This is a genomic window from Streptomyces sp. NPDC051364 (genome assembly GCF_040682115.1).
Lineage (GTDB): Bacteria > Actinomycetota > Actinomycetes > Streptomycetales > Streptomycetaceae > Streptomyces.
This window is the reverse complement of record NZ_JBFBAH010000006.1, coordinates 104358-129317: the sequence shown is the minus strand read 5'-3', so window position 1 is coordinate 129317 and position 24960 is coordinate 104358. Positions and strand designations below refer to the sequence as shown.

25 protein-coding genes are annotated in these 24960 nt (G+C 65.5%); 21 read left to right on the top strand and 4 right to left on the bottom strand.

The window, feature by feature from the left end:
- Nucleotides 1-37 precede the first annotated feature (37 nt).
- From AB0M76_RS15235 to AB0M76_RS15165, 15 genes are all read left to right on the top strand, one after another.
- Nucleotides 38-838, top strand: coding sequence for a hypothetical protein (locus AB0M76_RS15235; RefSeq protein WP_365953308.1), 801 nt, complete (start codon nucleotides 38-40; stop codon nucleotides 836-838).
- A complete protein-coding gene (locus AB0M76_RS15230) occupies nucleotides 838-1908 on the top strand; it encodes a hypothetical protein (RefSeq protein WP_365953307.1) in 1071 nt (356 codons plus the stop codon). The genes AB0M76_RS15235 and AB0M76_RS15230 overlap by 1 nt, the downstream gene beginning before the upstream one ends.
- 49 nt (nucleotides 1909-1957) lie before the next feature.
- A complete protein-coding gene (locus tag AB0M76_RS15225; protein ID WP_365953306.1) occupies nucleotides 1958-2695 on the top strand; it encodes a hypothetical protein in 738 nt (245 codons plus the stop codon).
- Between the two features lie 8 nt (nucleotides 2696-2703).
- On the top strand, nucleotides 2704-2946 hold the full coding sequence (locus AB0M76_RS15220) for a hypothetical protein (protein ID WP_285529559.1): 243 nt from the start codon (nucleotides 2704-2706) through the stop codon (nucleotides 2944-2946).
- Between the two features lie 166 nt (nucleotides 2947-3112).
- A complete protein-coding gene (locus tag AB0M76_RS15215; RefSeq protein WP_365953305.1) occupies nucleotides 3113-4798 on the top strand; it encodes a hypothetical protein in 1686 nt (561 codons plus the stop codon).
- Nucleotides 4799-4869: 71 nt separating this feature from the next.
- A complete protein-coding gene (locus tag AB0M76_RS15210) occupies nucleotides 4870-5676 on the top strand; it encodes a peptidoglycan-binding protein (protein ID WP_365953304.1) in 807 nt (268 codons plus the stop codon).
- Between the two features lie 27 nt (nucleotides 5677-5703).
- Nucleotides 5704-5922, top strand: coding sequence for a hypothetical protein (locus AB0M76_RS15205; RefSeq protein ID WP_365953303.1), 219 nt, complete (start codon nucleotides 5704-5706; stop codon nucleotides 5920-5922).
- Nucleotides 5923-6030: 108 nt separating this feature from the next.
- Complete coding sequence (locus AB0M76_RS15200; RefSeq protein ID WP_365953302.1) at nucleotides 6031-6549, top strand: hypothetical protein; 519 nt, start codon at nucleotides 6031-6033, stop codon at nucleotides 6547-6549.
- A gap of 167 nt (nucleotides 6550-6716) precedes the next feature.
- Nucleotides 6717-7835, top strand: coding sequence for a hypothetical protein (locus tag AB0M76_RS15195; RefSeq protein ID WP_365953301.1), 1119 nt, complete (start codon nucleotides 6717-6719; stop codon nucleotides 7833-7835).
- 118 nt (nucleotides 7836-7953) lie between these two features.
- Nucleotides 7954-8793 (top strand): hypothetical protein, encoded by an 840-nt coding sequence (locus tag AB0M76_RS15190; RefSeq protein WP_365953300.1) that lies wholly within the window; start codon nucleotides 7954-7956, stop codon nucleotides 8791-8793.
- Nucleotides 8794-8863: 70 nt separating this feature from the next.
- Nucleotides 8864-9646: a hypothetical protein gene (locus AB0M76_RS15185; RefSeq protein ID WP_365953299.1), complete on the top strand. Its 783-nt coding sequence runs from the start codon at nucleotides 8864-8866 to the stop codon at nucleotides 9644-9646.
- A 162-nt stretch (nucleotides 9647-9808) separates the two neighbouring features.
- On the top strand, nucleotides 9809-10069 hold the full coding sequence (locus AB0M76_RS15180; protein ID WP_327384885.1) for a hypothetical protein: 261 nt from the start codon (nucleotides 9809-9811) through the stop codon (nucleotides 10067-10069).
- A 325-nt stretch (nucleotides 10070-10394) separates the two neighbouring features.
- Nucleotides 10395-10898: a hypothetical protein gene (locus tag AB0M76_RS15175; RefSeq protein ID WP_365953298.1), complete on the top strand. Its 504-nt coding sequence runs from the start codon at nucleotides 10395-10397 to the stop codon at nucleotides 10896-10898.
- Nucleotides 10899-10941: 43 nt separating this feature from the next.
- Entirely contained in the window at nucleotides 10942-13371 is a 2430-nt protein-coding gene (locus tag AB0M76_RS15170) for a phage/plasmid primase, P4 family (RefSeq protein WP_365953297.1), read from the top strand.
- An 11-nt stretch (nucleotides 13372-13382) separates the two neighbouring features.
- Entirely contained in the window at nucleotides 13383-14150 is a 768-nt protein-coding gene (locus tag AB0M76_RS15165; RefSeq protein WP_365953296.1) for a DNA cytosine methyltransferase, read from the top strand.
- 13 nt (nucleotides 14151-14163) lie between these two features.
- Here the strand turns inward: AB0M76_RS15165 and AB0M76_RS15160 are convergent, their stop codons facing one another.
- Nucleotides 14164-15168 carry an IS3 family transposase gene (locus AB0M76_RS15160; RefSeq protein ID WP_365953295.1) on the bottom strand — a complete coding sequence of 335 codons (1005 nt, stop codon included), beginning with the start codon at nucleotides 15166-15168 and terminating at the stop codon, nucleotides 14164-14166.
- 20 nt (nucleotides 15169-15188) lie between these two features.
- On the bottom strand, nucleotides 15189-15572 hold the full coding sequence (locus AB0M76_RS15155; protein ID WP_365953294.1) for a hypothetical protein: 384 nt from the start codon (nucleotides 15570-15572) through the stop codon (nucleotides 15189-15191).
- A gap of 392 nt (nucleotides 15573-15964) precedes the next feature.
- On the opposite strand from AB0M76_RS15155, the gene AB0M76_RS15150 reads away from it, so the two are divergent.
- From AB0M76_RS15150 to AB0M76_RS15130, 5 genes are all read left to right on the top strand, one after another.
- Nucleotides 15965-17800: a DNA polymerase gene (locus tag AB0M76_RS15150; protein WP_365953293.1), complete on the top strand. Its 1836-nt coding sequence runs from the start codon at nucleotides 15965-15967 to the stop codon at nucleotides 17798-17800.
- A 405-nt stretch (nucleotides 17801-18205) separates the two neighbouring features.
- Nucleotides 18206-19009: a sigma factor gene (locus AB0M76_RS15145; protein ID WP_365953292.1), complete on the top strand. Its 804-nt coding sequence runs from the start codon at nucleotides 18206-18208 to the stop codon at nucleotides 19007-19009.
- Nucleotides 19006-19176: a hypothetical protein gene (locus AB0M76_RS15140; protein WP_365953291.1), complete on the top strand. Its 171-nt coding sequence runs from the start codon at nucleotides 19006-19008 to the stop codon at nucleotides 19174-19176. Before AB0M76_RS15145 ends, AB0M76_RS15140 begins: the two co-directional genes overlap by 4 nt.
- Nucleotide 19177: 1 nt before the next feature.
- Complete coding sequence (locus tag AB0M76_RS15135) at nucleotides 19178-19423, top strand: hypothetical protein (protein ID WP_365953290.1); 246 nt, start codon at nucleotides 19178-19180, stop codon at nucleotides 19421-19423.
- Between the two features lie 324 nt (nucleotides 19424-19747).
- Complete coding sequence (locus tag AB0M76_RS15130; protein WP_365953289.1) at nucleotides 19748-20014, top strand: hypothetical protein; 267 nt, start codon at nucleotides 19748-19750, stop codon at nucleotides 20012-20014.
- Nucleotides 20015-20515: 501 nt separating this feature from the next.
- Here AB0M76_RS15130 and AB0M76_RS15125 read toward each other — a convergent pair.
- A complete protein-coding gene (locus AB0M76_RS15125) occupies nucleotides 20516-21487 on the bottom strand; it encodes a hypothetical protein (protein WP_365953288.1) in 972 nt (323 codons plus the stop codon).
- A gap of 1002 nt (nucleotides 21488-22489) precedes the next feature.
- Nucleotides 22490-23509, bottom strand: a complete 1020-nt coding sequence (locus tag AB0M76_RS15120) for a transcriptional regulator (protein WP_365953287.1) — start codon at nucleotides 23507-23509, stop codon at nucleotides 22490-22492.
- 628 nt (nucleotides 23510-24137) lie between these two features.
- Here AB0M76_RS15120 and AB0M76_RS15115 point away from each other — a divergent pair.
- The gene (locus AB0M76_RS15115; RefSeq protein WP_365953286.1) at nucleotides 24138-24398 is read left to right on the top strand and encodes a hypothetical protein; all 261 of its coding nucleotides are present in this window, start codon (nucleotides 24138-24140) and stop codon (nucleotides 24396-24398) included.
- The last annotated feature ends 562 nt before the right edge of the window (nucleotides 24399-24960 follow it).

Below are 24960 nucleotides of genomic sequence, written 5' to 3'. Positions count from 1 at the left end.
ACGCGATGCCGCAACGACAACACAACAGGGGGCGGGTATGGAGTTGGACGACTGGACGTGTGAGTTCAACGGGTTGGTCATCGGTCGCCCAGACTCCGCCCTCTCTCTGGTGGCCGTGGACGGGCTGGTCTCGCTGCCGGACATCCGGTCCGCAGACCTCACCCTTGTGCAGCGCCATGGGCTGTACCCGGGTGACGACTACATGGGGGGCCGCGCCGTCACTCTGACCCTTGAGGTCTACGGGCGCACACGGGCTGAGTTCGCGGAAGCACTGGGGGCCGTTCAAGCGGCCTTCCGACCGGCGGAGCGGGAGAGGCCCCTACGGTTCAAGTTCCCCGGCTTGGCCGGCGACCGAACCGCCTTCGTCAACGTCCGGGCTCGCAAGCGCGTCGCGCCCATTGACCTGAACTTCGGCTACCTGGTGTGCAACGTCAATGTTGAGCTGTACGCAACCGACCCTCACGTCTACGGGGATGCGCTGGTCACGCGAACGCTGGCCGCCCCGTGGCAGGGGTCAGACCCCAAACTGAGATTCACGTCCCCGGGATCAGAACCAGTGTTGCCGCTCATCAAGCTGACCAACGCCAAAGACTGTGTCCTCAAGGACGAAGTCACCGGTCTGTGGTTCGGCATGACCAACCTGGCCGGGGGTCTCACCATCGACTCCGAGTCTCAGACGGTCACGGCCACGGCGAGCGGAACCAACTTCAACGACAGGATCACCGCCGGGTCCACCTGGCCCGAATTCGGATTCGGTGACCACCGACTCACCCTGACCAGCGCTGCCGTCAACAGCCCGACCACGGCCGTTGTCACATGGCGGGACCGGTGGGTCTGATGAGCGCCAAGTACACGGTCCTACAGACCGACGTCCGAACCGGCAACGTCATCAAGCAGCTGCCGGTAACCGGTATCCAGTTCACGCACACTCTCAACGCGTCCGGGGCGGCCACGGTCGGGATTCCCCTGTTCGCCCCTGAGGCCGACCCCGAATCCCTCAGCCCCGGTATCAGCGGCCTTGCCATCGTCCGAGACGGCGCCATCGTGTGGGCTGGAATCCTGTGGGCGCTGGCAGCCGACATAGCCGCCGGCACGCTGAGCCTGTCAGCATCCGGCTACCACTCGCACTACCAGGGCCGCCACCTGGTGGACGGGTACACGGCGAAGTCCAAGGAACAAGCGGACATCGTCAAGGCGTGGATCACAGCCGCCAACGCAGACAACGGCATCAACACCGATACGGACGAAATCCGCCCGACGGGCAACCTGAGAACCACTGTGTGGACGCGCTACGAACTCAAAAACGTGGCCGAAGCAATAGAGGAGTTGGCCGACAACCTTGGCGGCTTCATTTTCCGTTACGTCCCGTACTGGATAGAGGCGGGCAAGCGGCTTGGACACCGGCTGATCCTCACGAAGAGGGGCGCCGCCACGTCGCCTCACGTGCTGACCCACCGCGTCAACTGCGACGTCACCACGGTCTCCTACGACAGCACAGCGCTGTGCACCGTGGCCTACGCGACCGGGGCCGACAACGGGGCCGGAGAGAAGGTGGTCGGCATCTTCGAGAACCCCGCATTGGCCGCGCGAATGCCAGAGCGCGTGATGATCGGCTCTTACTCCGACGTCAAGGAAACCCGAACGCTCATCGACAAGGCGCAGGCCACCGTAAACGCCGGCGCCGTACCCGTCGCCATCCCGGAACTCACCTTGTACCCGGGGCAGTACGACCCCCTGAGCTTCAAGCCTGGCGACTTCACGGCCGTCAACGTCGATGCCGGATACGTCGCGCTGTACGACGAATTTACCGTTACCGAATGCGGCACGACCGTGGACGCCAACGGCAACGAATCCATCCGTCTGGCCCTGGCCTCAAAGGAGTTGTGGAGCAATGCCAACCCAAGCTAACGCCGTCCCGCCGTCCCTTGTGAACGAGCTAGCCGAACTCAAGCGACGCATGTCCGCCATTGAGCGGGCACCGGAACCGGTCACCCGCTTCGACCGGTATCCAGTGGTCGAGTGGGCAGCCCAGGGCCGCCCCGACGTAAGCGGCAACGTCTGGTCCAGTGTCGGCATCGCGAACGTGACCGGAATGACCTTCGACAGAATCGAAACCAAGTTCATCACCGACCACATGCTGACAGGAAAGCGAGAAGCCGAAGTCAGGCTTGCCGCCTACCGACACAACGGCAACAGCCGAACCTGTGTCAGCGCGTCCAGCGTTCTCAACATCACCGGCAACCCCACACGTGGAATCGGCGTGGTGGTACTGCGCTGGATTCACGGAATCCCGTACGGCTGGGATTACTCGGACTCCACCACCATTTACACGATCGAACTCCAGCACCGTTACAAGGTCGGCCCCGAACCCTTCGTGTCCAACCGGACGCAGGTCTTCGCCATGAACAAGCTCGAGAAGGAGCGAGGCGCCGACGGGGGCGGCGGCATCGATGTGGGCGGCGGCAACTGGGTGGCCTACCAGTCCGGCAACAACCGCAGCGGGATCGGATACGTGACGATTCCCGACGGCGCCGACGAATCCGGGGCGTACGGAATCAGCGCTATGCACTACTGCGTAGGACTCCCCAAGGAACGACTCCCGCAGGCAACCGCCAAGGGCACCGGCACATGGTGGAACACCGGCGCATCGTGGGGCCGTGACCCCGATGTCACCGAAGACGACTTCGGCGTTTAGGGGGCTACATGGACTTGGCACGCCTGTACGGCGCCGCCGAAATTGTCGCACCCGTGTTGGTCTTCGTCGGCGTGGTGCTGGCCCGATGGAAGACCGGTATGCGCGACGTCTGGCGGGAAGAGGCGGAAGCCCTGGCCAGCAAGACGGAGCGGCAAGCCGAAGAGCTTGCCTCACTGCGCGAAGAGATCAAGGAACTCAGACGGGAGAACAGGGAGCTGCGAGACCGCATCACCGAACTGCTGAACCGATAGACCAGAGACCGAAGAGGCCACCACGTCACGTGACGCGGTGGCCTTTGCGTTAGGGGGGCCCGTGGCTGCACTACCCGTCAATATCCCGACCGTCACCGTTCACGGCACCTATGTGGGGCCGGACGCGCGACCACTCGCCGGATCAGTTACCTTCTCCCCGCCCAACATGCTGACCTTCCCAGACAGTGACCTCTTCGTCGCTGGCCCCGTCGTCGCCGTACTGGACGAGAACGGCCGCTTTGAGGTCAAGCTCCCCGCGACGGATGCACCCGGCATGAATCCGTCGGGATGGGCGTACGTGGTGAAGGAGAACCTATCCGGGGTCATCGGCGGACGAACGTTCTCGCTGCTGCTGCCCAGGGCGAAGCCGGACGTGGACCTTGCCGACCTTGCCCCCGCTGACCCGACGACGCCCAACTATCAGCCTGTGGCGGGATCTCAGATCCTCACGGGTGCCGCCGTTCCCGCGCCCGCACTGGGGCGCGACGGGGACTTTTACACGCAGTACGACACCCGGACCCTGTTGGGCGTCACACACACCACGGTCACGATGTGGACCAGGGCGGCCGGCGCGTGGTCGAGGGTCGGGGGCGACGTCCGCGGAAGCCAGTGGTACGTCAACAGCACCACCACGCCCAGCACCGACGCCAAGCCGGGGGACATGCTTTTGCGCGCCGACTCTGGCGATATCTGGCAGCGAAGCGGATCCGGCTGGGGAACGGCCATCGGCAATCTCAAGGGGCCGAAGGGTGACGTCGGGACTGCCGGAAGCAAGGTGTACGCCTTCGCTAGTGGCGCTGAGGCGTCGGGGGTCGGCGTGGTCGATGACTTCGCCATCCGCACGGATACGGGGACCCTCTATCAGTACGTGGCCGGGACCGGCTGGACCAGCAAGGGCAGCATCAAGGGACCGAAGGGTGATACGGGGGCCACGGGGGCGACCGGCGCCCAAGGGCCGAAGGGTGACCCCGGCAACGGCAGCGTCAACAAGGTCAACGGCAAGTTGGGCCCTGACGTGGTCCTGGTGGCGGCAGACGTCGGCGCGATACCGGCGACAGAGAAGGGGGCCGCTAGCGGCGTGGCCACGCTGGACGCCGGCGGGAAAGTACCGGCTGCCCAGCTCTCCACCCCCGCCGGAGTGGTAACTAGCGTCAACAGCAAGCCGGGCCCCACGGTCACCCTGACGGCCGCGGACGTCTCCGCCCTGGCAACCACGGCGCGTAGTGCCGCCAACGGTGTAGCGCCCCTGGACGCCGGGTCTCGCGTACCTGTGGCCAACCTGCCCGACCTGGCGATCCCTGATGAATGGGCGCCCGCGGACCTGGGGCTCAAGGCGTGGGCGTTCGACCCGGCAACGGCGATATCCTCCCCCGCCTTCACGGGTAACGGCACGCTGCGATTCGTGGCAGTCGTCATCAGGGAGACCGTCACCATAGGCAAGATCGCTTTCCACTTCGGTGGGTACAGCGAAAAGCTGACGGCAGGCTCATGGGCGGGCATCTACACCACAGCGGGAGCACTCAAGGGGGCCACGGCGGACATGGCGGGGGTGGCCGTCGTGCCGGGCGTGCACAACGCGGGTGGGGCAACCGTGGGGGCCGCCCTCACGGCAAGCGTGAGCTTGACGCCCGGGGTGTATTACGTGGGCTTCGTCTTCCGGTACGCCGCATCCGATGGACCGATGTTGCTCCAGCTTGAGAACGGATTCGGGGCACCGCCCAACGTCTTCGGACTCAACAGCGTCAAGCGCTTTGGCGTGTGGAACGGCGCCGTTGCCACCACGCCCCCGGCCAGCTTCGACCCGGCCAACATCGACAACGGGGCAAACCGCTTTTGGGTTGGGCTGGGCTAGCAACCTTCCCGCTCCTCAGTCAGGGCCACCACGTCACGTGACGTGGTGCCTGACTACGAAGGAGCAACCGCATGGCGTGGTACCCCGGGGCCAAGAAGATGGAGCTACAGCCTGAGAGCGACGCTCAGGCGGCCATCCGACCGACACAGCTCATCCTTCACTCGATTGCAGCCCCCTGGACGCCGGAGAGGACGTACGAATACTGGCGGGATTCGACCAACCTCGAGTCCCACTTCGGGCTTGGCTATGACGGCCGGCTGGCGCAGTACATCGGCACGCAGACGAAGGCCGACGCCAACATGTACGCCAACCTCAGGTCGGACGGAACCGGCGCCGTCAGTGTCGAGACGGCCAGCGACGATGACCACTCCGACCCGTGGACGGACGCACAGATAGGTGCGCTCATTGCGCTGGGCGTGTGGATGCACAAGACGCACGGCGTACCGCTCCGTATCTGCCGGTCGCACTCCGATCCCGGATTCGGTTACCACTCGCTCTACCCCCAGTGGTCCGACGGGGGCACCGCGTGCCCGGGGGCGGAGCGGATCCGCCAGTTCCGCAACGTCGTCTTCCCCGGCATCGTCGCGGCAGTCAACGGGGGCACTGTTCCGGACCCGAAGCCGGAACCGCAGTACGCCCCGTTTCCCGGCGCCGGCTGGTTCAAGTCCGAGCCGTACAGCGCACTGATCACAGCCATGGGCAAGCGGCTGGTAGCTGAGGGGTGCAGCCGCTACAGCTCCGGCCCCGGTCCCCAGTGGACGGAATCCGACCGCAAGTCGTACGCGGCGTGGCAGCGCAAGCGGGGCTTCACCGGAAGTGACGCCGACGGCTGGCCCGGCCCGACCACGTGGGATGCGCTCCGCGTGCCCCGCATCTGATCATCTACAACCCAAGGAGAGAACCGCATGACCTTCGTAAAGACCCACGCCACCCGCTTCTACGCCGTGCTGGTGGCCGTGCTCGCCCTGGTGGCCCACTACGTGCCGGCGCTGCCGACCGTGCTGATCCTCGGCGTGGCGGCGGCCGTGCTCGGTACCGGTGAGGCGGTCCAGCGCCTTGAGGACGGCAAGACCGACGCTGCGCGCCTGGCGGCGGAGCTTGCCGGACGGCACCGCATCCAGTAGCAACCCACGCGCTCCCGTGGCAGGGACCGAACACCTAGCCGCGGGAGCTGACCCATGGGGTACCCACACATCGCACTGATAGGCCGAGCAAGGTCCGGCAAGGACTCATTGGCCGCCGCACTGATCCGCCGGCACGCCTATACCCGGCTTGCCTTCGCGGACCCGCTCAAGGACGTTGTGCTCAGCCTTGACCCCATCGTCGCCTACGAACCTTCGGGTTACGGCCCCCTGCCCACGCGCCTGAGCGCCATCGTCCAGCGTCACGGATGGGAACGGGCCAAGGACAAGTTCCCCGAAGTCCGCCGCACCCTACAGCGCGCCGGTCAGGCAGTCCGCGGGCAAGACTCCGGATTCTGGCTGGGCCTTGCGCTGGACAAGGTGGCCGTGGCCGACACGTGGGCGCTGCCTGTGGTGGTCACCGACTGCCGCTATCCCAACGAAGCCGAAGCGCTTCGGGCCCGCGGATTCACCCTGGTTCGGGTTGTGCGGCCCGGCTTCACCGACGCTCCGGCTACTCATGAAAGTGAATCCGCCCTGGATGCCTACCCGGCAGACCTGACGGTCACCAATACCGGCACGCTCGCTGACCTGGATGGCTATGCCGACTGGCTGACGAAGCGCCCGTGACCGATCGCCCCTCACCCTCACCGGTGGGGGGCTTCGGCATGTCCAAAAACGCTCATCTGAAAAGCGCGAAGTCTAAGCAAAAACAAGAAGGTTGCTGGTACGGTCGGCGCAGAAAACGGGGCTGTACCAGCGGCTTGAACCGAACAAAACAGGGGAGAGGGTCCGACATGGGTTCGCACGACACGATCACGGCGGAAGTAATGGCGAACGTAGAGCGGGTGGTCTCGCTGGCCCGTGAGGGGGAGGGTTCCGCCGAAGCGCTGGCGGAGCTGGTAGAGGAGACCAACGAGTTGATCGGCACGGTCAAGGGCCAGGGATCGGTCAAGGTGAAGAAGGAGCTGCAAGGGGCTCTTCTCGACGCAGTGAAGATCCCCGCGCAAACTCGGAAAGAGCCTGAGGCGGACACGCCTGCCGCCACTGACGTGGTCCGCGCCCAGACTCAGGACGTCTCGGAGATTCCCGACTACGGCCCCCTGCTCTCCCTGGGCATCCAGCGCGTCAAGGAAGCGGCAGTTGATTCCTGGGAGAAGGGGCGGGGCGTTGGAGAAGTCCAGCTTTCCCTTCGGCTCAACACCCTGGACAAAGACCTTGACCCGGACCTGGGCGGCCGTACCCACGTCTCCAAGACCGGGTCCAGTAACCTCTACGGCGCTGTTGTTGCCGGGCTGCCCGACGAAGGGGAGGACGAAGACGCGGATGCCGTCCGCGCCAAGGTCAAGTCCATCCAGTCTGACGCCAGTCTGGCACTGCGTTCACTTGTCCCCGAATACGTCCGGGGGCTGGACATCGTTCCGAACCCTGAGGACGAAGAGGCCACGGCCAAATTCGAAGTTGAGCGGGCCCGGTTCCACAACGCGGCGGCCATGTTCGCCGATGAGAAGTACAACGACAAGCCGTTCTCTGAGAAGGTCTTCGACTACTACGAAGCCTTGGGCAAGCCGCTGCCCCGCCTGACCCGCGCGGAGAAGGCGCGAAACGACCGGGCCGTCAAGGCGCGACGCAAGGCGGAGTTGGAAGCGGCAGTTGAGGCGGGAGACATCACCGCCGAAGAGGCTGAGGCGTCCCTCAACCCCCAGCCCGAGCCCGCGGAGATTCGGAAGAGGGCCGCGAAGAAGGCACGGACCACGCTCATGGACCTGGTGGAAGACGCCAAGTCCATTGAGGACCCGAAGGCCAAGGAGAAGCGGCTCAAGGAACTTGCCGCCATCCTCACCGACGTCCGCCGGGAGATCCGCAACAACATGCCGAAGGACGCTGAGGACGCCGACACGGACGACCAGGAATAGCCCCCACGGACACCCAACCAGCCCCGTCCGGCCACGCGCCGGGCGGGGTTTTTGCGTTCACGGACCAACCCCCGCGCTCCACACAAGGCGACACAACGCCTAGCCCGTAGGGGGCACAGTGGGACGCGTACGAACCATCCAGCGAAGCGGCAGCCGCTTCTATATCCACCCGGACAAGCCGGAGATCAAGCACCCGGGTGTGACGTCCATTATCGGCATGCTGCCGAAGCCCTTCCTGACGTTCTGGTACGCCAAGATGACGGCTGAACTGGCCGTCGATTCACTGCACTTCGTAGCGCAGATGGCAGAGCGGGACCGCGCCGGCGCCATCGACTACTTGAAGGGTGCCGCCCGCAGGTACACGAAGATCCGCGCCGACGTCGGCAGCGCCGCCCATGACCTCTTTGAGCGCATGATCCGCGGTGAGACGGTCGGCCACGTCCACCCGGACCTTGAGCCCTACCGGGCCCACTTCGCGGACTTCCTCAAGGCCGTGAACCCCCGCCTTGAGCGGGCGGAAGATGTGGCTTGGAGCGATGCTCACGGTTACGCCGGCAGCTTCGATGCGGTGATCACGGTATGGCTGGACGAAGAGGGGAAGCCGACCCCTGACCGATCCGGTACTCCGCATCTGCTGATAGTGGACTGGAAGACGTCCAAGGACACGTATGCGGACGTCGCGCTACAGATGGCCGCATACGCCCACGCGGAGCTTGTGATCTCTCCGGACGGCACGGCCTTGCCGATGCCCGACTTCGACGGCGCCGCCGTACTGCACATCACCCCGGATCAGTGGGCGCTCAAGCCCGTCCGGATTGACGCGGAGATTTTTGAGTTCTTCCTGACGCTGCGCCGGGTCTTCGTGTGGGACCGGGAGGTCTCGAAGACGGTCATCGGCCGTGCCATCGCGAAGAGCGCCGGCGCACTGATCACCGGCACGCAGCGCCGCGCGAAGTAGCCCCCGGGCAACCGACCCGCTCTAGGTCACGCAGAAGGGGCGGGCGGCAGACGGAAGACCACCGCGTCACGTGACTTGGTGCTCCGTACCTCTCCCGCTCGCCCCCACCACTTACTACGCCCGGGGGGTTTTCATGGCTAACAAGATGACCATTTTCGACACCGACCCGAACGCCAAGCCGAAGGAGCGGGTCACCTTCACTGACGACACGGTGGGCCGGTTTCACTCCGGCATCCAGGGGGAGGACGGGACCCCTGAGGCACTGAGTGAATGGCGGATCAGCACCGGTGACCCGGTCGTTGCTCAGGCGGTTGCCCAGCTCTTCGGCGGTGAGCCGATCGAGAGCGAGCGGCCGTCCGAAAACTTCGTGGACGTCTTCACGACCCGCGCGTCTATCCCGGTTGTGCTGGACGGGCCTGACGCCATCTACGCGGACATGAAGCTGTGGAACCGGTCGAAGCTGGTCCACCACTGCGACGGGTCGGAGTTCCTGAGCCCTGAGGAGAAGGCGGGCAAGGCGTGCGGTTGCCCGGAACTCTTCGCGGAGCGCAAGCAGGCAGCGAAGGACTTCATCGGTCCGGCGCCGTCCATCACCATCACGTTCCGCCTGGCTGATGACCCGGACCTTGGACTCTTCCGATTCCAGTCCGGTAGCTGGACGCTCGCGAGCGTGCTCCACGAGTACGAGAACGCGCTTGAGGCCGTGGACGGGCCGGCGCTCGCTGACCTCTCCCTTGAGCTGGTGGAGTACGTGGTCAAGAAGGGCCCGAACAAGGGCCGACAGGTGTCCTACGTCAAGCCGGTCGTGAAGGTGCTCAAGGCGTACGACGACGCCATTACCGATGAGCGCTGACCGTGGGGACGGGGCTTCGGGCACGGCTTCGCACCGTGCCTGACGACGTGATCCGCTCCCCGCTGTGGGAGTGGGCACCGCAGGAACGCAAGGCAGTGATCAGCGAGAGACGACGCCGGTTCGGCGTGGACGACGACGGGGGCGACATTGGGTAAGCGCGGAGTGATCACGGACTACGCCGGCGAAGAGCTGTACGAGGGGGATTTGATCGCCTACGCGGCACGGCAGGGAAACCGCGTGCGCATGGCTGACGCGCTCATCGTCAAGGCCACGGCCAAGCTGGTGGACGGGCGGCTTCGCCCCATGCTCAAGGTCCAGCCGACCGGCACTGAGTCCGGCTTCGCCAAGCGGCGGACCATGCGCGCGGAGTGGATCAGCGCAGAGCACACGCGCCTTGTCATGGCGAACGCGACAGGCGACTAGCACCACCACGAAAGGGCCGGACGGAATCCCATCACGGGGCCGTCCGGCCCTTCGGCGTATCCACGCAAGGAGGGACATGGACCGGGTGATTAGCGCGAGTTCCGCCCCTGCCCTGGGGGACGTGCGAGCGATGAAGACGGGGGACACGGTGCACATTGACGAGACGGCGCCACAGCGGCGCGATTGGACCCGCTACGCAGACGCGATAGCCCACGCTGTACGGCGCGGTGCCGACTCCCGTTGGGAGCGCCGGTGAGCATTCTTATCGGGTGGCTGTGCTTCAACGCCGGGGTCTTCGTCGGCGCCGTCCTCTTCGGGCGACGCCATGGCTAACCCCAACAAGGCCAAAGGGACACAGTGGGAGTCCGACGTACGGAACTACCTGAACATGACGGGCGGGCTGGTGGACGTCTATGGGCGGTTCCGCGACCCCTTTGACCCGCACAACGTGAGGCGCCCCGCTCAGGAAGGTGCGGCTGACGTGGGGGATGTGCATGCGGTCCCCTTCGTCCTTGAGTGCAAGAACGTGAAGCGTCCGAGCGTGCCGGGCTTCCTGCGTCAAGCCGAAGTCGAAGCCGTCCACGCGGGCTTTCCGTACGGCGTAGCCGTCGTCAAGGTCCCGCGGCAGGGGCCGGGCCGGGGCAAGGTCCACTTCACCATTCGCACATGGACCCGCGTACGCCTGGCCGTGGGGCTGGCTGCCGGCGACATGACGGAGCGGTACAGGTTCACGCCGTCACTGCGCGGGCTGGACACGGGCAAGTGGTACATGACCACCGACCTTGAGGCATTCAGCGCTCTGCTGCGGGACGTCCGTTCCGCCCGCTAGCAACCCTCGCGCTCCCCAGTAGGGGACTAAAGGAGTTGCTGACGTGCAGTTCATTGACGTGCTGAGCCGATTTTCCCAGGTGACCGAAGAGGCGGACGGCGGCTATCTGTCCCTGTGTCCCGCCCACGGGGACACCCGTCCGTCTCTGCGCATCTGGCGGGGTACTGACGGGAAGGTACGGCTGACATGCCGGGCCGGCTGCCCGAACGAAGACGTGGTCAAGTCCGTCGGCCTCACATGGTCGGATCTCTTCGACGCAACCGGGCCCGGCGCCACGGTCCCGCACGAGCGTCCCGCCCTGGTGGGTCCCGGCCCGACGGCCGCCCTTGCTGCGTACGTGGACCGGGCTTCCGCCCAGCTCTTCGACTTCACCAGCGAAGTAGGCGAGCGGGCCCGCGGCTACATGGCCACCCGTTTCGGGGTGGACGATGACCTTGCCGCTGACCTCGAGCTGGGAGCCGACGACGGCAGCGCCGCCGGAGGCTTCCCGTTCCTGTCGGGCGCCTTCACGAAGTTCCCACGACTGACGGTCCCGCTCATGGACTTCCGGGGGGTGCCCCGTGGTCTCCAGGGGCGAGACCTCAGCGGGGAATGCCCCGGACGCTGGGTCTCGCTGATGAATCCACGCGGGGCGCGCTGGGCACCTTACGGCGTGTTCAAGGGGCAAGGCGGCTACGGAGTCACCATCGTCTCCGAAGGACCGGGCGACGGCCTCACCGCCGTGGCCGTCGGCTACGACGCCGTAGTCATCCGCGGTGCCGCACTCGCCGGCAGTCCGGAGCTGGTGGCGGAGCTGGCCGAAGGACTCAAGGGCAGCCACGTCATCGCGGCCGGAGACAACGACCCGGCAGGGCGGGGGTTCAACCGGCGACTTGCCGAAGGGCTCAAGCCGTACGGGATCACCGTGTACGCCCTCCCGATTCCGGGCGACGGGGACGACCTGACCAGCTGGCGCGAGAGGGACCCGCACGCCTTCGCGCCGGGGCTGCATAGTGCGGTAAAGACTGCCCGACCGGTACCGGCCCCCGAAGACGAGAAGGCCGAAGCCGCATCTGCAGAGCTGACCACACGAACCGGGTCCGACGTCGTCAGCCGGGACCAGGGCGCCGACGCTGCCCGCATCCTGGCTGGGCTCATCAACCGGTACGGCGAATCCGACGCCATGAACGCGCACGCTCTAGTGGCGTGGACAAACGGGCGGGTGCGCTTCGCCCCGGGGCTGGGCTACTACGTGTGGAACGGATCCGTGTGGGAGCGCTCAGAGGTCAAGGTCAGGCAGGAGATCCACCGCATGGGCGCCGCGCTGGTCCTGGCCGGCGAGACACAGAAGGCGCGCGGCTTCACGATGACCACGCGCATTGACGCCCTGCTGACAGAACTTCGCAGCGTCCCGACCGTCCACGTGGACGCGTCCGAATTCGATGACCGGCCCGAACTCCTCAGCTTCAAGAACGGCACCGTGGACCTTCGCACGGGCCAGCTCAAGCCGCACGACCAAAGCGACATGCTCACGTATGCGCTGGACATCGACTATCGACCCCAAGCCACGTGCCCCCGCTGGGAACAGTTCCTCACGGAAATCTTCCCCGATAATCCGGACCTCCCCGCCTACATTCAGCGGCTCATCGGTTACGGCATCACGGGCAGTACGGCAGAGCAGTCGTTCGCCGTGTTGTGGGGAAAGGGTGCCAACGGAAAAAGCGTTCTTACCGACGTCCTCACGCACGTCTTCCGCACCATTTCGAAGACGACGCCATTCGCGACTTTCGAAGAAAAGACGTCCGGCGGCATCCCGAATGACATTGCCGCGTTGCGCGGGTCCAGGCTCGTCATGGCGTCGGAGGGTGAAGCGGGCAAGCCCATGTCCGAAGCCGTACTCAAGCGGGTCACGGGCAAGGACATGATCAGCGCCCGTTTTCTGAGGCAAGAATTTTTTGAGTACAAGCCCACGTTCCTGCTGCTGCTGGCGACGAACCACAAGCCCCGTTTCAGGGGCGCCGACGAAGGGCTTTGGCGGCGCGTGAAGTTGGTGCCCTTCCGGCGTTGGTTCGCCCCTCATGAGCGCGACTACACCCTAGACGCCAAGCTCATGGCCGAAGCCGAAGGCATCGCAGCTTGGGCAGTACAGGGGGCCGTGCAGTGGCACAGTGACGGGCTTCGAGACCCGTCCGTCGTCGTGCGGGCAAGCAAGGAGTACAGGGAGACGTCCGATGCCCTGGCGGGCTTCTTCCCGGGTGTCCTTGAGCCTGCCAGCGACGACCACACCATGAGCGGCAATGAGGGCTTCTCCGCCTATCTCGACTGGTGTGAAGCCGAGAACCTTCCCACCCGTGAGCGTTGGACCCGCCGCACCTTCTACGCGGCCATGGAAGAGCGCGGAGTGACCCGGAAGGTGGTCCGCAAGGGCGTGGTCCTGGTGGGCATCCGTGAGGCCGACCCGCGGGGCGAAGGCCCCGGCATCTTCGGAAGCTGAGTAGGGGGCACATGCCGATTCTTGAGCTGTGCGCCGGCTACGGCGGGCTTGGCCTGGCCGTCGAAGCGCTAACCGGGGAACGACTGCACTACGTGGCGGAAGTGGACCCCCACGCGTCGAAGATTCTTGCCGCCCGTTTTCCACAGGCTGTGAACCTGGGCGACGTGACGGCCATCGACTGGGCTTCGCTCATCGGCGAAGTCAACGTCACCACGGCGGGATTCCCCTGCCAGGGAATATCCAACGCCGGGAAGAGAAAGGGGCTGGCCGACGAAAGATCAGCGATTTGGTTTGACGTCCTCAAGTCCATTCGCGCAATACGACCCGAACTTGTCTGCCTGGAAAACGTGGCCGCAATCCGCCGAAGAGGACTCCCGGAAGTTCTCGGGGGACTGGCCGAAGCAGGGTACGACAGTAGATGGATCAGCATTCGAGCTACCGAAGTCGGCGCGGCCCACAGCCGTGAACGGTGGTTCTGCGCTGCCGTCCCCCGCACGCTGGGGGCAGATCCGTGGGCCCGATGGCGTCACGCCGTCGAAGGGCTTGGACAAGGGGCCGCTTCCGCCGGGGCCGGTCAACTCTCCGGAGCTGCCCGCGATGCCGGCGAAGCTCACCTTCGTCTTCCCGACTCCGGTGGCGTCCGACGGGACTGGCGGACCCGGCTACTCGAAGAGTCGGCAGGGTGGCCACAACCTCAGGACCCTGGTCACTCTCCTGCCGCATGGTGGGGGGACTACCTCCCCGCCGTCCGGCAGTGCGGAAGATTTCAAGTCAAGTGAGACGGTTGTGTCGCTATGGGGTTTGTAGTGCGGGTTCCCGGCGTTTGGCCGGGTCGTTGATCCAGGCTCGCTGAGGGATCCGGGGTGGTCTCGGGCGCCGGCCGAAACGGTCAGGGTGGCGGGCGTATGCCTCGGCGAGGGTGGTGGCCCGCTGGTCACGGACCTCGTCGGCGGTGCCGAAGTGAACGCTGGCCGGGGTATGGAAGCCGATACCGGAATGTCGGTGCTCATGGTTGTAATACGAGGTGAACGCGTCGAACCATTCGCGGGCGTGGGCCAGCGAATCGAACTGTTCGGGGTAGTCGGAAACGTACTTGGTGGTCTTGAACTGGGCCTCCGAGTAGGGGTTGTCGTTGCTGACCTTGGGCCGTGAGTGACTTCTGGTGACTCCGAGGTCGATCAGCAGCTGAGAGACCTTCTTGCTGGTCATCGACGTGCCGCGGTCGGCGTGCACGGTCTCGGGTATCAGGCCGTTGCGCTCGATGGTCTCGCGGATCAACTCCTCGGCCCGCTCCGCGGATTCGGCCTTCTCGACGGTATGGCCGACGACGTACCGGCTGAAGATGTCGATGATGACGTAGGCGTGAAACCACATGCCCTTGGCGGGCCCGGCCAGCTTGGTGATGTCCCAGGTGAACACCTGCGACGGTCCGGTGGCGACCAGCTCGGGCACGACCCGGGCCGGGTGGGTGGCCTGGCGTCGGCGTTCGCCGGACTGGCCCCTCTCCCGCAGGATCCGGTACATCGTCGAGACGGAGCAGTGGTAGCGGCCCGCGTCCAGCTCACGGGCCCAGATCTGGGCCGGCGGCAGCTCGGCGTACTCGGGCGAGTTCATCAGCTGAAGCACCGCGGCCCGCTCACCCGCGTCCAGCGCCGAGGGCGGCGACGGCCTCGGCGTGTGGTCACGCACCAGCGGCGGCTTGAGTCTGCGGTAGTGACTGGCCCGCGACCGGCCAGTCAGCCGGCACGCGGCCGTCACGCCCAGCTCGCCCTCGACCCCGGTGAACGCGGCGTCCACGACCGGCTCGGCGGCGTGCGTCAGTCCGCGCTCTCGGAGATCATTTCCAAGAGCGCCGACGCTTTTCCCAGGACCTCCAACGCGGCCTTGTTCCGGGCCAGTTCCTTCTCCAGCCGCTCCACCTGGCGCCGCAACTTCCCGTTCTCCGCCTCCAGGCCGGACTTCTTCGGGCGCGCCGGGCTCGTGCGGCGGTCGACCAGCTTCTCCAGGGCCCCGGCATCACACGCGGCCCGCCACTCGGTGACGTGCGAGTGGTACAGACGCTCGCGGCGCAGGACCGCGCCCTTCTCATTCTTCGGGGCGGCGTCGTACTCGGCCACGATCCGCAGCTTGTACTCGGGAGAGAAGGAACGACGCTTCGGCCTCGACGCAGGGTCTATGCCGGGGATGTTCTTGCTGGTCATGAGGGGTGGTACTCCTGTCGTGCCCTCTCAGGCTAACCCGCCAAAGCGGGATGTCTCACCCAAGACTGACAGAGAGGGGTGGGAAGACCTGACCGGACGCGCCGCACCCCCGCCCACTGAGCGGGGCCCCCGCGGGGGCCTACGTCTGGCCGCCGCATGGGCGGAATGGCTCATGGGGCTGCCCGCCGGATGGGTCACCGAAGTCGATGGCCTCCAGCGTGCGGACCAGCTCCGCGCCATCGGCAACGGAGTCATGCCCCAACAGGCGATTGAGGCCCTGAGGCGCCTACTCGCATAGCCAACTACACAGGACAGCAGAAAGCCCATTCGGTGACCCCGGGTGGGCTTTTTGCTGTCTGGGGGGAGAGACAGTGCAGACCTACCGCCACCCCGTGGCCGACGACACCATTACCGTCCACGTTCCCCAGGACCGTGCAGACCTTGACGCCTTCACCGCGTGGCTTACAGAAGCCAATCGGCGCGGTCCGGTCGCGCTGGACACAGAGACCAGCGGTCTCGATGTCTTTTCCAGCGGCTACCGACTTCGCACGGTGCAGTTCGGAGACGCCCACGACGCGTGGGTCATCCACTGGGAGCGGGGCGGGCCCTTCCGGCAAACAGCCCTTGAGGCCCTGACCCGGGTCCGCCGGTTCTTGATCCACAACGCGGCCTTTGACTGGCTGGTCCTGGACCAGCACGCCGGCATCCCGCTTGAAGAGCTGGCCCCGCGAACCCGTGACACGAAGGTCATGGCCACGCTGGTTGACCCCCGGCAGCCACAAGAAGGGGGGATCGGGTCGGGCCTCAAACCCCTGTCCGCGTACTACGTGGACCGCACGGCCCCCGACACCCAAGGAGACCTCACGACGGTCTTCCGCGGGCTGGGGCTCACGAAGGCCAACGGCTTTGCCCGCATCGACCTGGGAAACCCAACGTACAACCTGTACGCCGGACTTGACGTGATCTTCACGGCCCGGCTGTACCCCCGCCTACTCGAAGAACTCCACCGCCTTGGCGTCCGTGACCGGCTGGTTGAGTACGAGCACGAAATTTCCCGGCTGTGCGCCCTCATGCAGCGCCGGGGCATGGTCCTTGATCAGCCGTACACGCGTGAGCTTGACGGCATGCTGGGCGAAGAGGCCGACTCCTTCGCCGTGCTGGCAGCCCGATACGGAGTCGAATCCGTCAACAGCACCCGACAGATAGCTGACGCGCTGCTGGGCATGGGAGAAACCCTGACGGACCGCACGGCCGGCGGCGCCCTCAAGGTGGACAAGAACGTCTTGCTGGCCATGGCCGACATGGACCTTCGTTGGCAGCGTCTCGGCACCCGCACACCCAACCCCCTTGCCGAAGCCGTGCTCAGGTCGAAGCGCGCTGGAAAGTGGCGGTCCGCGTACGTCGGGACGTTCCTAGAAACGGTGGATCCGTCCGGCAGGGTGCACCCCAATGTGCAGTCATTGGCCGCACGCACGGGACGTATGAGTGTGACCCGCCCGGCGCTTCAAACGCTGCCCTCTTCGGACCAGATGATTCGCCGCGCACTTCTTGCCGACGAAGGCCACGTAATCATCAGTACGGACTTTCAGGCTGTAGAAATGCGGGTCCTGGCAGCGCTGGCAAACGTCCGCCGCATGAAGGAGGGGTTCCAGGGCGGCGGAACCGACTTTGATATTCACATGTTCACGGCTCAGCTAATCAAGGGATTGGCTGCCGACGAGAAAGACAGGAAAGTTTTCAAGGGGGCTGGCTTCTCGAAGGTCTACGGGGGCGGAGTCAGTACGGCAGCCCGCCAGACGGGTGCCCCGGAAGAGGACATGGCCCGCGCCTTCGCGGAGTACGACCGGGCGTTTCCTGAGATCAAGCGAGCGTCCGCACGCTGGCAACGCGAAGCCCGCGCAACCGGCATGGTCACGGTATCGGCCACGGGCCGGCGCATGCCGTTGGACCGTGATCGGACATACGCCGTCGTCAACTATCAGTGCCAGTCGGCCGCCCGTGACCTGTTGGGACAGGCCATGCTCAACGCCGAGGCGGCAGGCGTCGGCCACCTGATGCGCTTGCCGATCCATGACGAAATCCTCGCGTCGGCACCGGCGGCGGACGCCGAAGAAGTCGCCCGTGAGTTTGAAAAGGCCATGACGATGGACCTCTTCGGCGTGCCCATCGTGGCCACCGCCGACGTAGGAAAACGGTCGTGGGGGTCCCTCTACGGCGCTGACTTCTGAGCACCCCGTCACGTGACGCACTGCCCCGTGACCCGCCCGTTACCTGAGGCGCTTCCCGTCATCCCTGAGAAGGAGAACCCCTTACCTATTCCTCCTGCCCAAGTCTGACGGTCGGTCCCGGCTAAATCACAGCCATTCCACCCCCAAAAGACAAGCAGTCTAATTCTATATCTAACCCGTGGTCGCTTTTCGCTTTCCGAATTTAGGTAGGCGTCAGCGACGACGAAGGCAATGCGCAAGCCCCGTCCGAGCGAATCCGGACGGGGCTTTGTCGTGCCCCTGCATGTCCAGACGCTTCGGCTGGCTTCGGTCACTCAGGTCTTGCGCACGCTCCGCCCCGTTCCGGGCAACCCACGCGCTCCCCCCGGGAGCGCAACCAGCCCAGGAACACGCGGAGCGCCCCCCTTGATTCAGCTCAACGAAGCCCAGCTTTCTGCCGCCAAGGCCAACGACATTGCGGCCGTCACCGCCGTCGTGGAAGCCACCGAAGACCGGGTCAACCAGTTGGCGCGGAAGTACGCCACCGGCCGTGGCCGCACAGACGCCACCCTTGCCGAAGACCTTGCCCAGACCGGCCGCATAGCCGTGTGGGAGTGCCTGAGCCGCTTCTCCGGTACGACCGTGGCGGAGTTCTTCGCCTACGTAGACCGCACGCTCAAGGGCGTCATGAGCGACACCCGCAAGGAAGAGACCCGCCCGGGTGTCTCCCGCAGCGTGGCAGCCGCTTTCGAATCCGCGCTCTCCCAAGCCGGCGGGGACCCCTACGAAGCCGAGCGCCTGGCCGTACTCCCCGAAGTCCTGGGGGACCGACGGCTGTGCGCAGAGACGGCCTACGCCGCACGGCTGAGCTGGCAGGGCGTTGAGTACCTGGACGCTCCCCTTGGCCAGAGCGAAGGCGCAGAAACGTTCACCCTCGCTGACGCGCTCGCATCCAAGGCCGAAGTGCCCGCCGACCTCCTTGAGCCCAGCGACTTCGAGCGGGAGCGCCGCAACCAGACGTCCGTCAAGGTCCGCCGCACGCTGGCCCGCATGGGCGGCCATCAAGAAACCGTCCTCATGGCCCTTACCGGCATCGTGCCCGTCAGCTACTACGGCGCCGAGCATGACGACGAACTTGCAGCCGACTACGGGATACCGCGGAGTCAGGTCCGCATCATCCGCAGCAAGGCCAAGGTCCGCTTCGCGGAGCTGTGGGAGGCCGCCGCGTGATCACCTACACGACTGCCGACGGCAGCACCATCACGGCCATGCCAGCCAATGCCGGAATGGATCTCCACTTGCGCAACCCGGAAGGGCGCAGCGTTGCCACGGTCTACATGTCCCGCGGTGACGCACTCCGCTACCTGCGTGCCCTCAACGCTCAGAAGGAGAAGTGACATGGTCGTGACCCGCGAGACGAAGGCGACGCTGACGGCGAAGAACGGGGGGCGTGTGCTCGCGTGGCACAGCGACCGTGAACCGAACTTCCTGAGTCTGGCCGTACCGGGTGACCGGGTGAAGCTCACGCCCGTTGAGGCGCGGAACTTCGCAGCGTGGATCATCGACGCTGCCAACTCCGCTGAGGCCGTGGACCGGTCCCCGCTCCGCACCGCCACTCTGAGGCAGCCGCATCCGAAGTGGTGAGCACCACGTCACGTGACGGGGTGGGGCGCAGCAGGGCGCAGCGAAGGTCAAGACACTAGCCCGGGGGCGGGGGCAGGTTGCCACACGTGACCGTGAGCCGCCCTACGGGCCTGGCGGCCCTTCGGGTGGTTACCGGGCCCCTTCGGGGCGTTCACCGGTAACCAGTCCGCGCAAGCGCGGACCGCTCTTCCGGGCGCCTACGGCGCGTTCACCGGAAGAGTCAAAGCCCCTGCCCCTACGGGGCGCACCGGGGCTTTGAGCACTCGTCCCCGTGTGGCTACCTGTCCCCGTCCCCGGGACCCGGGGCGATCGAAGGGAGTCACAGTGTCCGAGGTCTTCACCCCCATGCATGAGTACACGCTTGGGAAAAGCACGGTGATAGACACCCTGACCATTGGACGGGTTGAGGACCGTCCGGCCGTCGTGTGGAAGCGGCGCGACGGAGAGACCCGAATCGTGGTCCTCAGGTGGTCCACCCTGGCGGACGTAGCGGGCCGCGTGGACCGTGATGAAGCCCGCTTCATCACCGCTGAGTACATGTACGACAACGACGTACAACCGTGGGACACCTGCGGCATGAAGTGGATGTGAGGCAGCCATGACCAATTGTCTTGTGTGTGACAACGGTTACTTCAACTGCGTGGACCGCGAACCGCGCGGAAACCAAAGGTGCCCCATCGTCGTAGACAACGGGGCCGACGCGTGGCCGGTCGATGAAGACGCCGGCATCTACGAGGCTCGACACTCGCGCGACTACTGACAGAGGGAGCCCCCGCCAGTTGCGATGGCGGGGGTTTTCCCGTGCCTAATCGACAGCTCTACGGGCTGAGTCGCCCCCTGTGTGGCCTACGGCCACGGGCGACCATAGCGGAAGCCTGCCCCCTAAGCGCCTTCGGCGCGGGCAGGCAAAGAACCGCCCTGGCGGGCGGGGCGCAAGCGCCCTGAGCCCCCTAAGCGCCTTCGGCGCGGGCTCAGCCCCTACGGGGCAAAAGGAAGCCGCTACGCGGCCACCATCGGCAACGCATAATCATGCACGACTTACAACGAAGCCCCCGCCAGATGGCGGGGGCCTTTTTGCGTTACCTAAGCGGGTCACCGGTCCTTCTCACGCTCCTGCCGTGCCTGTTCGGACGTGGCCCACCACATCCCAAGTCCAAACTCCGAAGTCGTTCCGGTAGCCGCGTACAGGCCCTTGAGATCGGCGTACAGCGTTGAGGGGCTGACGTCCAGCTCCCCGGCAATGGCCTTGATGTTTTTGTTCTCAGCCAAGCGGCGAAGCATCCGCCGGCTTCGCGGCGTGGTCAGGGAATCCGTTGCGCGGGGCTCGCCGTTCCAAGGCTCAGCCCGGTCCCACTGCTGATTGAAGACGTGCACGAACGTCGTGACAAGGCTGGGGTGGGTCACCATCAAGGCGGGGATGCGCGCCGGGTCCCCGTGGTGATCCGTCAGGAAGACGACCCGTTCGTCAACAATGACCATGCGCTCAAAGGGCGGCAGCGCAGTGCGGATCTCCCCACCGATGGCAGTCATCCGGGCAACGTACTCCGCTTCCGGCTGCCGGCTTCGCGCGTTGTCCAGATAGATCGTTCGGAACGTGAGCCCCTTCTCACGAAGAGCACGGTCGGTCTCCCAAGCCAGATCCAACGTCTCCTGCGACCGAATCCGCGGGTGGGCCGTGAGCATGCACTTGGTGGCGGCCGTCGTGGCACGACCGATCTCCACAACGACGTCATCGACGTCATCGAGAACGCAAACGCCACTGGCCCCAGGGGTGTTGGTCATCGCGGTTAGCTCATCCGCAAGTGCCGCCATGGCCTCAGCGCTTCGCATGGCTGCCCTGATGTCCCGCGCGACCCGCTGTGTGTACGACCGTTCCGCGGTGCGTGCGTCCGTCGCGATGTACGTTCCCGCCGACGTCCCCCACGACGCCAGCCCCAGGGCCAGCAACTCGTCAAGGCCCGGTTCTCCCCGGCTGGCGCGCTCGCCGGCGTGCAGCCGTCCGAGAAGTTCGCGCGCTACGTCTGAAATGAAAGGTTTTCTGCGCCCCTTGTCCGAGTTGATCACCGTTTGCCCCCTGAAAAAATTTCGGCTGTGAACCGTCTACCCCATTGGCGCTTGCTGTGGTGCGCCTGTGCCCGTCAAGCTACAGAACGTGACTCGAAGGCATATGCGGTCTGCATATGTACTTGACAGCCTGCAAGTTCAAACGGTTGCACCGCTCGATATGTACCGAAAGTCACAGTCCATGGTTTGCTCACGTTAGGTGATGCGAAGTATTTGTCAAGGGAGTTTTCAGTGAAGAAATTTGAGCCTCGAGCCCGGGTCCTGAGGGGTATAGCTGCCGTCGTCGGCAGCGCCGTTCTGGTCCTGGGCGGTGCCGCCGCTGCCAACGCGGATTCCCGCTGGGATGCGGTGCCTGTACCCCCAGCCCCCACGGAGACGGCGCCTGTGACTATTGCCGCCCCACTCGATAGTCAGTGGACCTAGTCACCACTGACTTACGCACCATCAGGGGCCGGGCGCACACGGGAGGTACGCCCGGCCCTTTTGCTCTAACGGGGGTTGGGATGATGGAGCACGGGGCAGCGCCGACGGCGCGGCTAGAAGTACAGGTTTTCGTCAAGCGGGGCTCACGCTGGGAGTGGCGTCCGGTCGGGCCGTACATGGCCGACGCCCATGACTACATCAACAGCGAGGCACAGCTACTCAGAGCGCTGTGCACGTACACGACGATGGCGGCGCGTCTGCTGACCGGGCACCCGGCAAAGCGGTTCCGGGTCCTGGTTCGCGCAGTTCCGAACGGGGCGCTCATCGGTCACTACGAGTGGGCGGAGTCCAGCGAATCCGGCCGTCTCGTACCGGCCAGTGAGCCATGGACGCACTGGCCCGAAACCATGCCGGCGGCAGTAGCCGCATGACAAAAAGCCCCACCAGGACAGTTGCGATGCCCTGGTGGGGCTTTCTGCGGTCTCAGGCTGCCAGACCGTCCGCGGAGCGGCTAGAGACTTCCGGAAGACTTCGTCAATCCGAGACCTTGACGACACTGAGGCTCGAGCCGCTTTTGGTCTACGCAGCCAAGTCGCGTACCCGGTCATTGAAGTCCGCTACTAGCCGATCGTGGCCAAACGGAATCATGCGGCGCTGCACATCTTGCACAGCCTCTACGCACCGGGAAGAGCGGACACGACGCGTCAGCTCCAGGGTTCGAACACCCGCCTTGTAGGCCGCATCCAGCTCTCGCTTTTGCAGATGGGCTGCCGCAAGCGCGGCGTACGAAAGTGCACCACGTCGAGCGCGATTCTGCTTGTTCGCATCGTGAATCGACTCCCGCGCGTGCTCTGCTGCGCTGGCAGGGTCGTCAAGATCGCGAAACGCGTTGGCGTACTCGCCGTGCAGGTAGGCACGGTCAATGAACTTGGCCCACTCCGGCTCGGTGGACGGGTCCACGGTGGAGAACGCGCGCTCCGACTCAGCCACCGCCCTTGCCGTAGCCGTCTTGTCCTTGAGCGCCGCAAGCGCCCTGGCTTCCAGTGCCCACAGGTCGGCCAGGCACGCCGCCGACTGCCCCCGGAGTCCGTGGCGGCCGGCTTGCGCGTACCGCCTTCCTTCCGCCGGATCACCCGTAAGAGTTGCCTGATCGGCAAGTCCGGCAAGGACGTGTGCGCCGAGGGCTGCGTCTCGGGATTCTTCGGCAAGCCGCAATGCCTGAATCAGGTATCGCTGGGCAATGCCGTGCTCCCCGTCATCAAACGCCATCCAGCCGAGCAAGTACGTTTGCTCGCTTGCTGCGACACAAAGGGCCCGCCTCACGTCCTCCGAGTGCGTACGGCGCAGCAGCGGGTACACGTGGTTGTTCATGTACTCGGTGAGGGCAAGCCGGCCGCTTCCACCCCCCTGCATCACGTCCATCTGCTGGAACTGCGCGAACATGTTGCGAACGGTGGAGACGTCCTCAAGCCGGACGCGTGGGCCGGGCTCCGGATCCTGGTCCAGCGTGTTGACCAACCAGTCGCGCGACGGTCCAACCCCGGCCGCAACGGCGAAGGGTGCAGCGGCAAGAAGCTGCCGCCGAGTGGCCTTGTTCATGTCCGCTCTCCCAAGCTCAGTCACCGAATCGACTGTCACCTTGAACGATGGGCTGTACTTCAACGACCGGTCAAGGTCCGGCCGTTCTGCGAGACCGAGTTCCCAAGTCGTGAGCCGGTACCCAAAGTGGTCTGATAGCACTTCTGCGATGAGAGTAGGCAGCGGCAAACGAACCTGAGCCCCTCCAAGCCACCGACGAACCGCTGTGGCATCGGGGGCAATGTGTGGATGCCCGCACTCCACTGCGCGGGCATGGACCCGTCGTGCAAGCTCGCGCTTGCTGAGCCCCGAGCGTCCGAGTGCGTCAGCTAACGGTTCATTCGCGTCTTTTGTCACGGTGTCGCCTCGCCCTTCGAAGTGCCACGGTATGCCACCCCTCTGAAACTACCCCCGCACTCCCTGTAGCGGTTTGCTGTTCGTCAACGTCAGGAGGAGGCAACGTGATGACCAGCACCCCCGGCACCACCAGGACCACCAGCACGGCCGCCAACATGGTGGATCTGGCTAGCGCGATAGCCGCACGTAGCTTCCACCGCCTGGCGCCGGACTGGCTGGACGTACCCGCTCTGGCACGGGACCGCGACGCACTCATGTTGGCGCACGTTGCGGTGAGACTGAGGAGCACGCCGTGAGTACCCCCGAGTGCCCTGAGGACCCTCAAGAGACCGTTTGGGAACCCTTCGTTGGGCAGCTCGTCAAAGACGGTCCCACTGGCCGGCTGGGCACCGTCATGGACTACCTGGACGACGTGTTCCACGTGCGCCCGGTAGGCGGGGGCTACGAATTTCAGGTGCACCCGACCGACGCCAGGAAGCCGAACGAAGTAGATCAGCTCAGGGTGCGGCTTGGTGTCAGGGACAGCAGCGACGTGTTCCGGGGGCAGCCGTGAGCAGTGAACGGCTCAGCGAGGCGGAACGAACGGCCATACAGCGGGGCTTCCGCGAGTTTGTCGCCCGTGAGCTGGACGAACTTCCGGGGGAGCTTGAGAGGGTGGTTCTCGGTGGTGCACCCGCCGCTAGTTCTCGTGCTGGCAAGAGACGCAATCCAACCGTGTCGGACCCGGTGCACGACGTGCGTTCGCGCCGGTCGGCAACCCGCCGTGCCTACGACCGAGTGGCGTCCTTTGCGGGCCCGCTCGTAATCATCATGATCAGCGGCTCCATCGGTCTCTTCCTCGGGGCGGCGCTGGTGATGAGACGTTGAGCGGTCGCACCCCCAGCACTCACACATGCGGGGCAAGGGCATGGTGGCGAGTGCATCAAGCGCACATCTCCCGGCGCTGCCATCCAGACACCAGCCCCTATGCCGGCGACGTCCCCGACGTGTTGATCTGCGCGTTGGAAGCTCACAACCGGGACCAGCTCCACGCCATGTCGCTTCGCGAGATTCCCGAAGGGGGCGGCTGGCTGGTTGCTTTTTGGGGAAAGCGCGACGGCCGAACACGGCTCCAC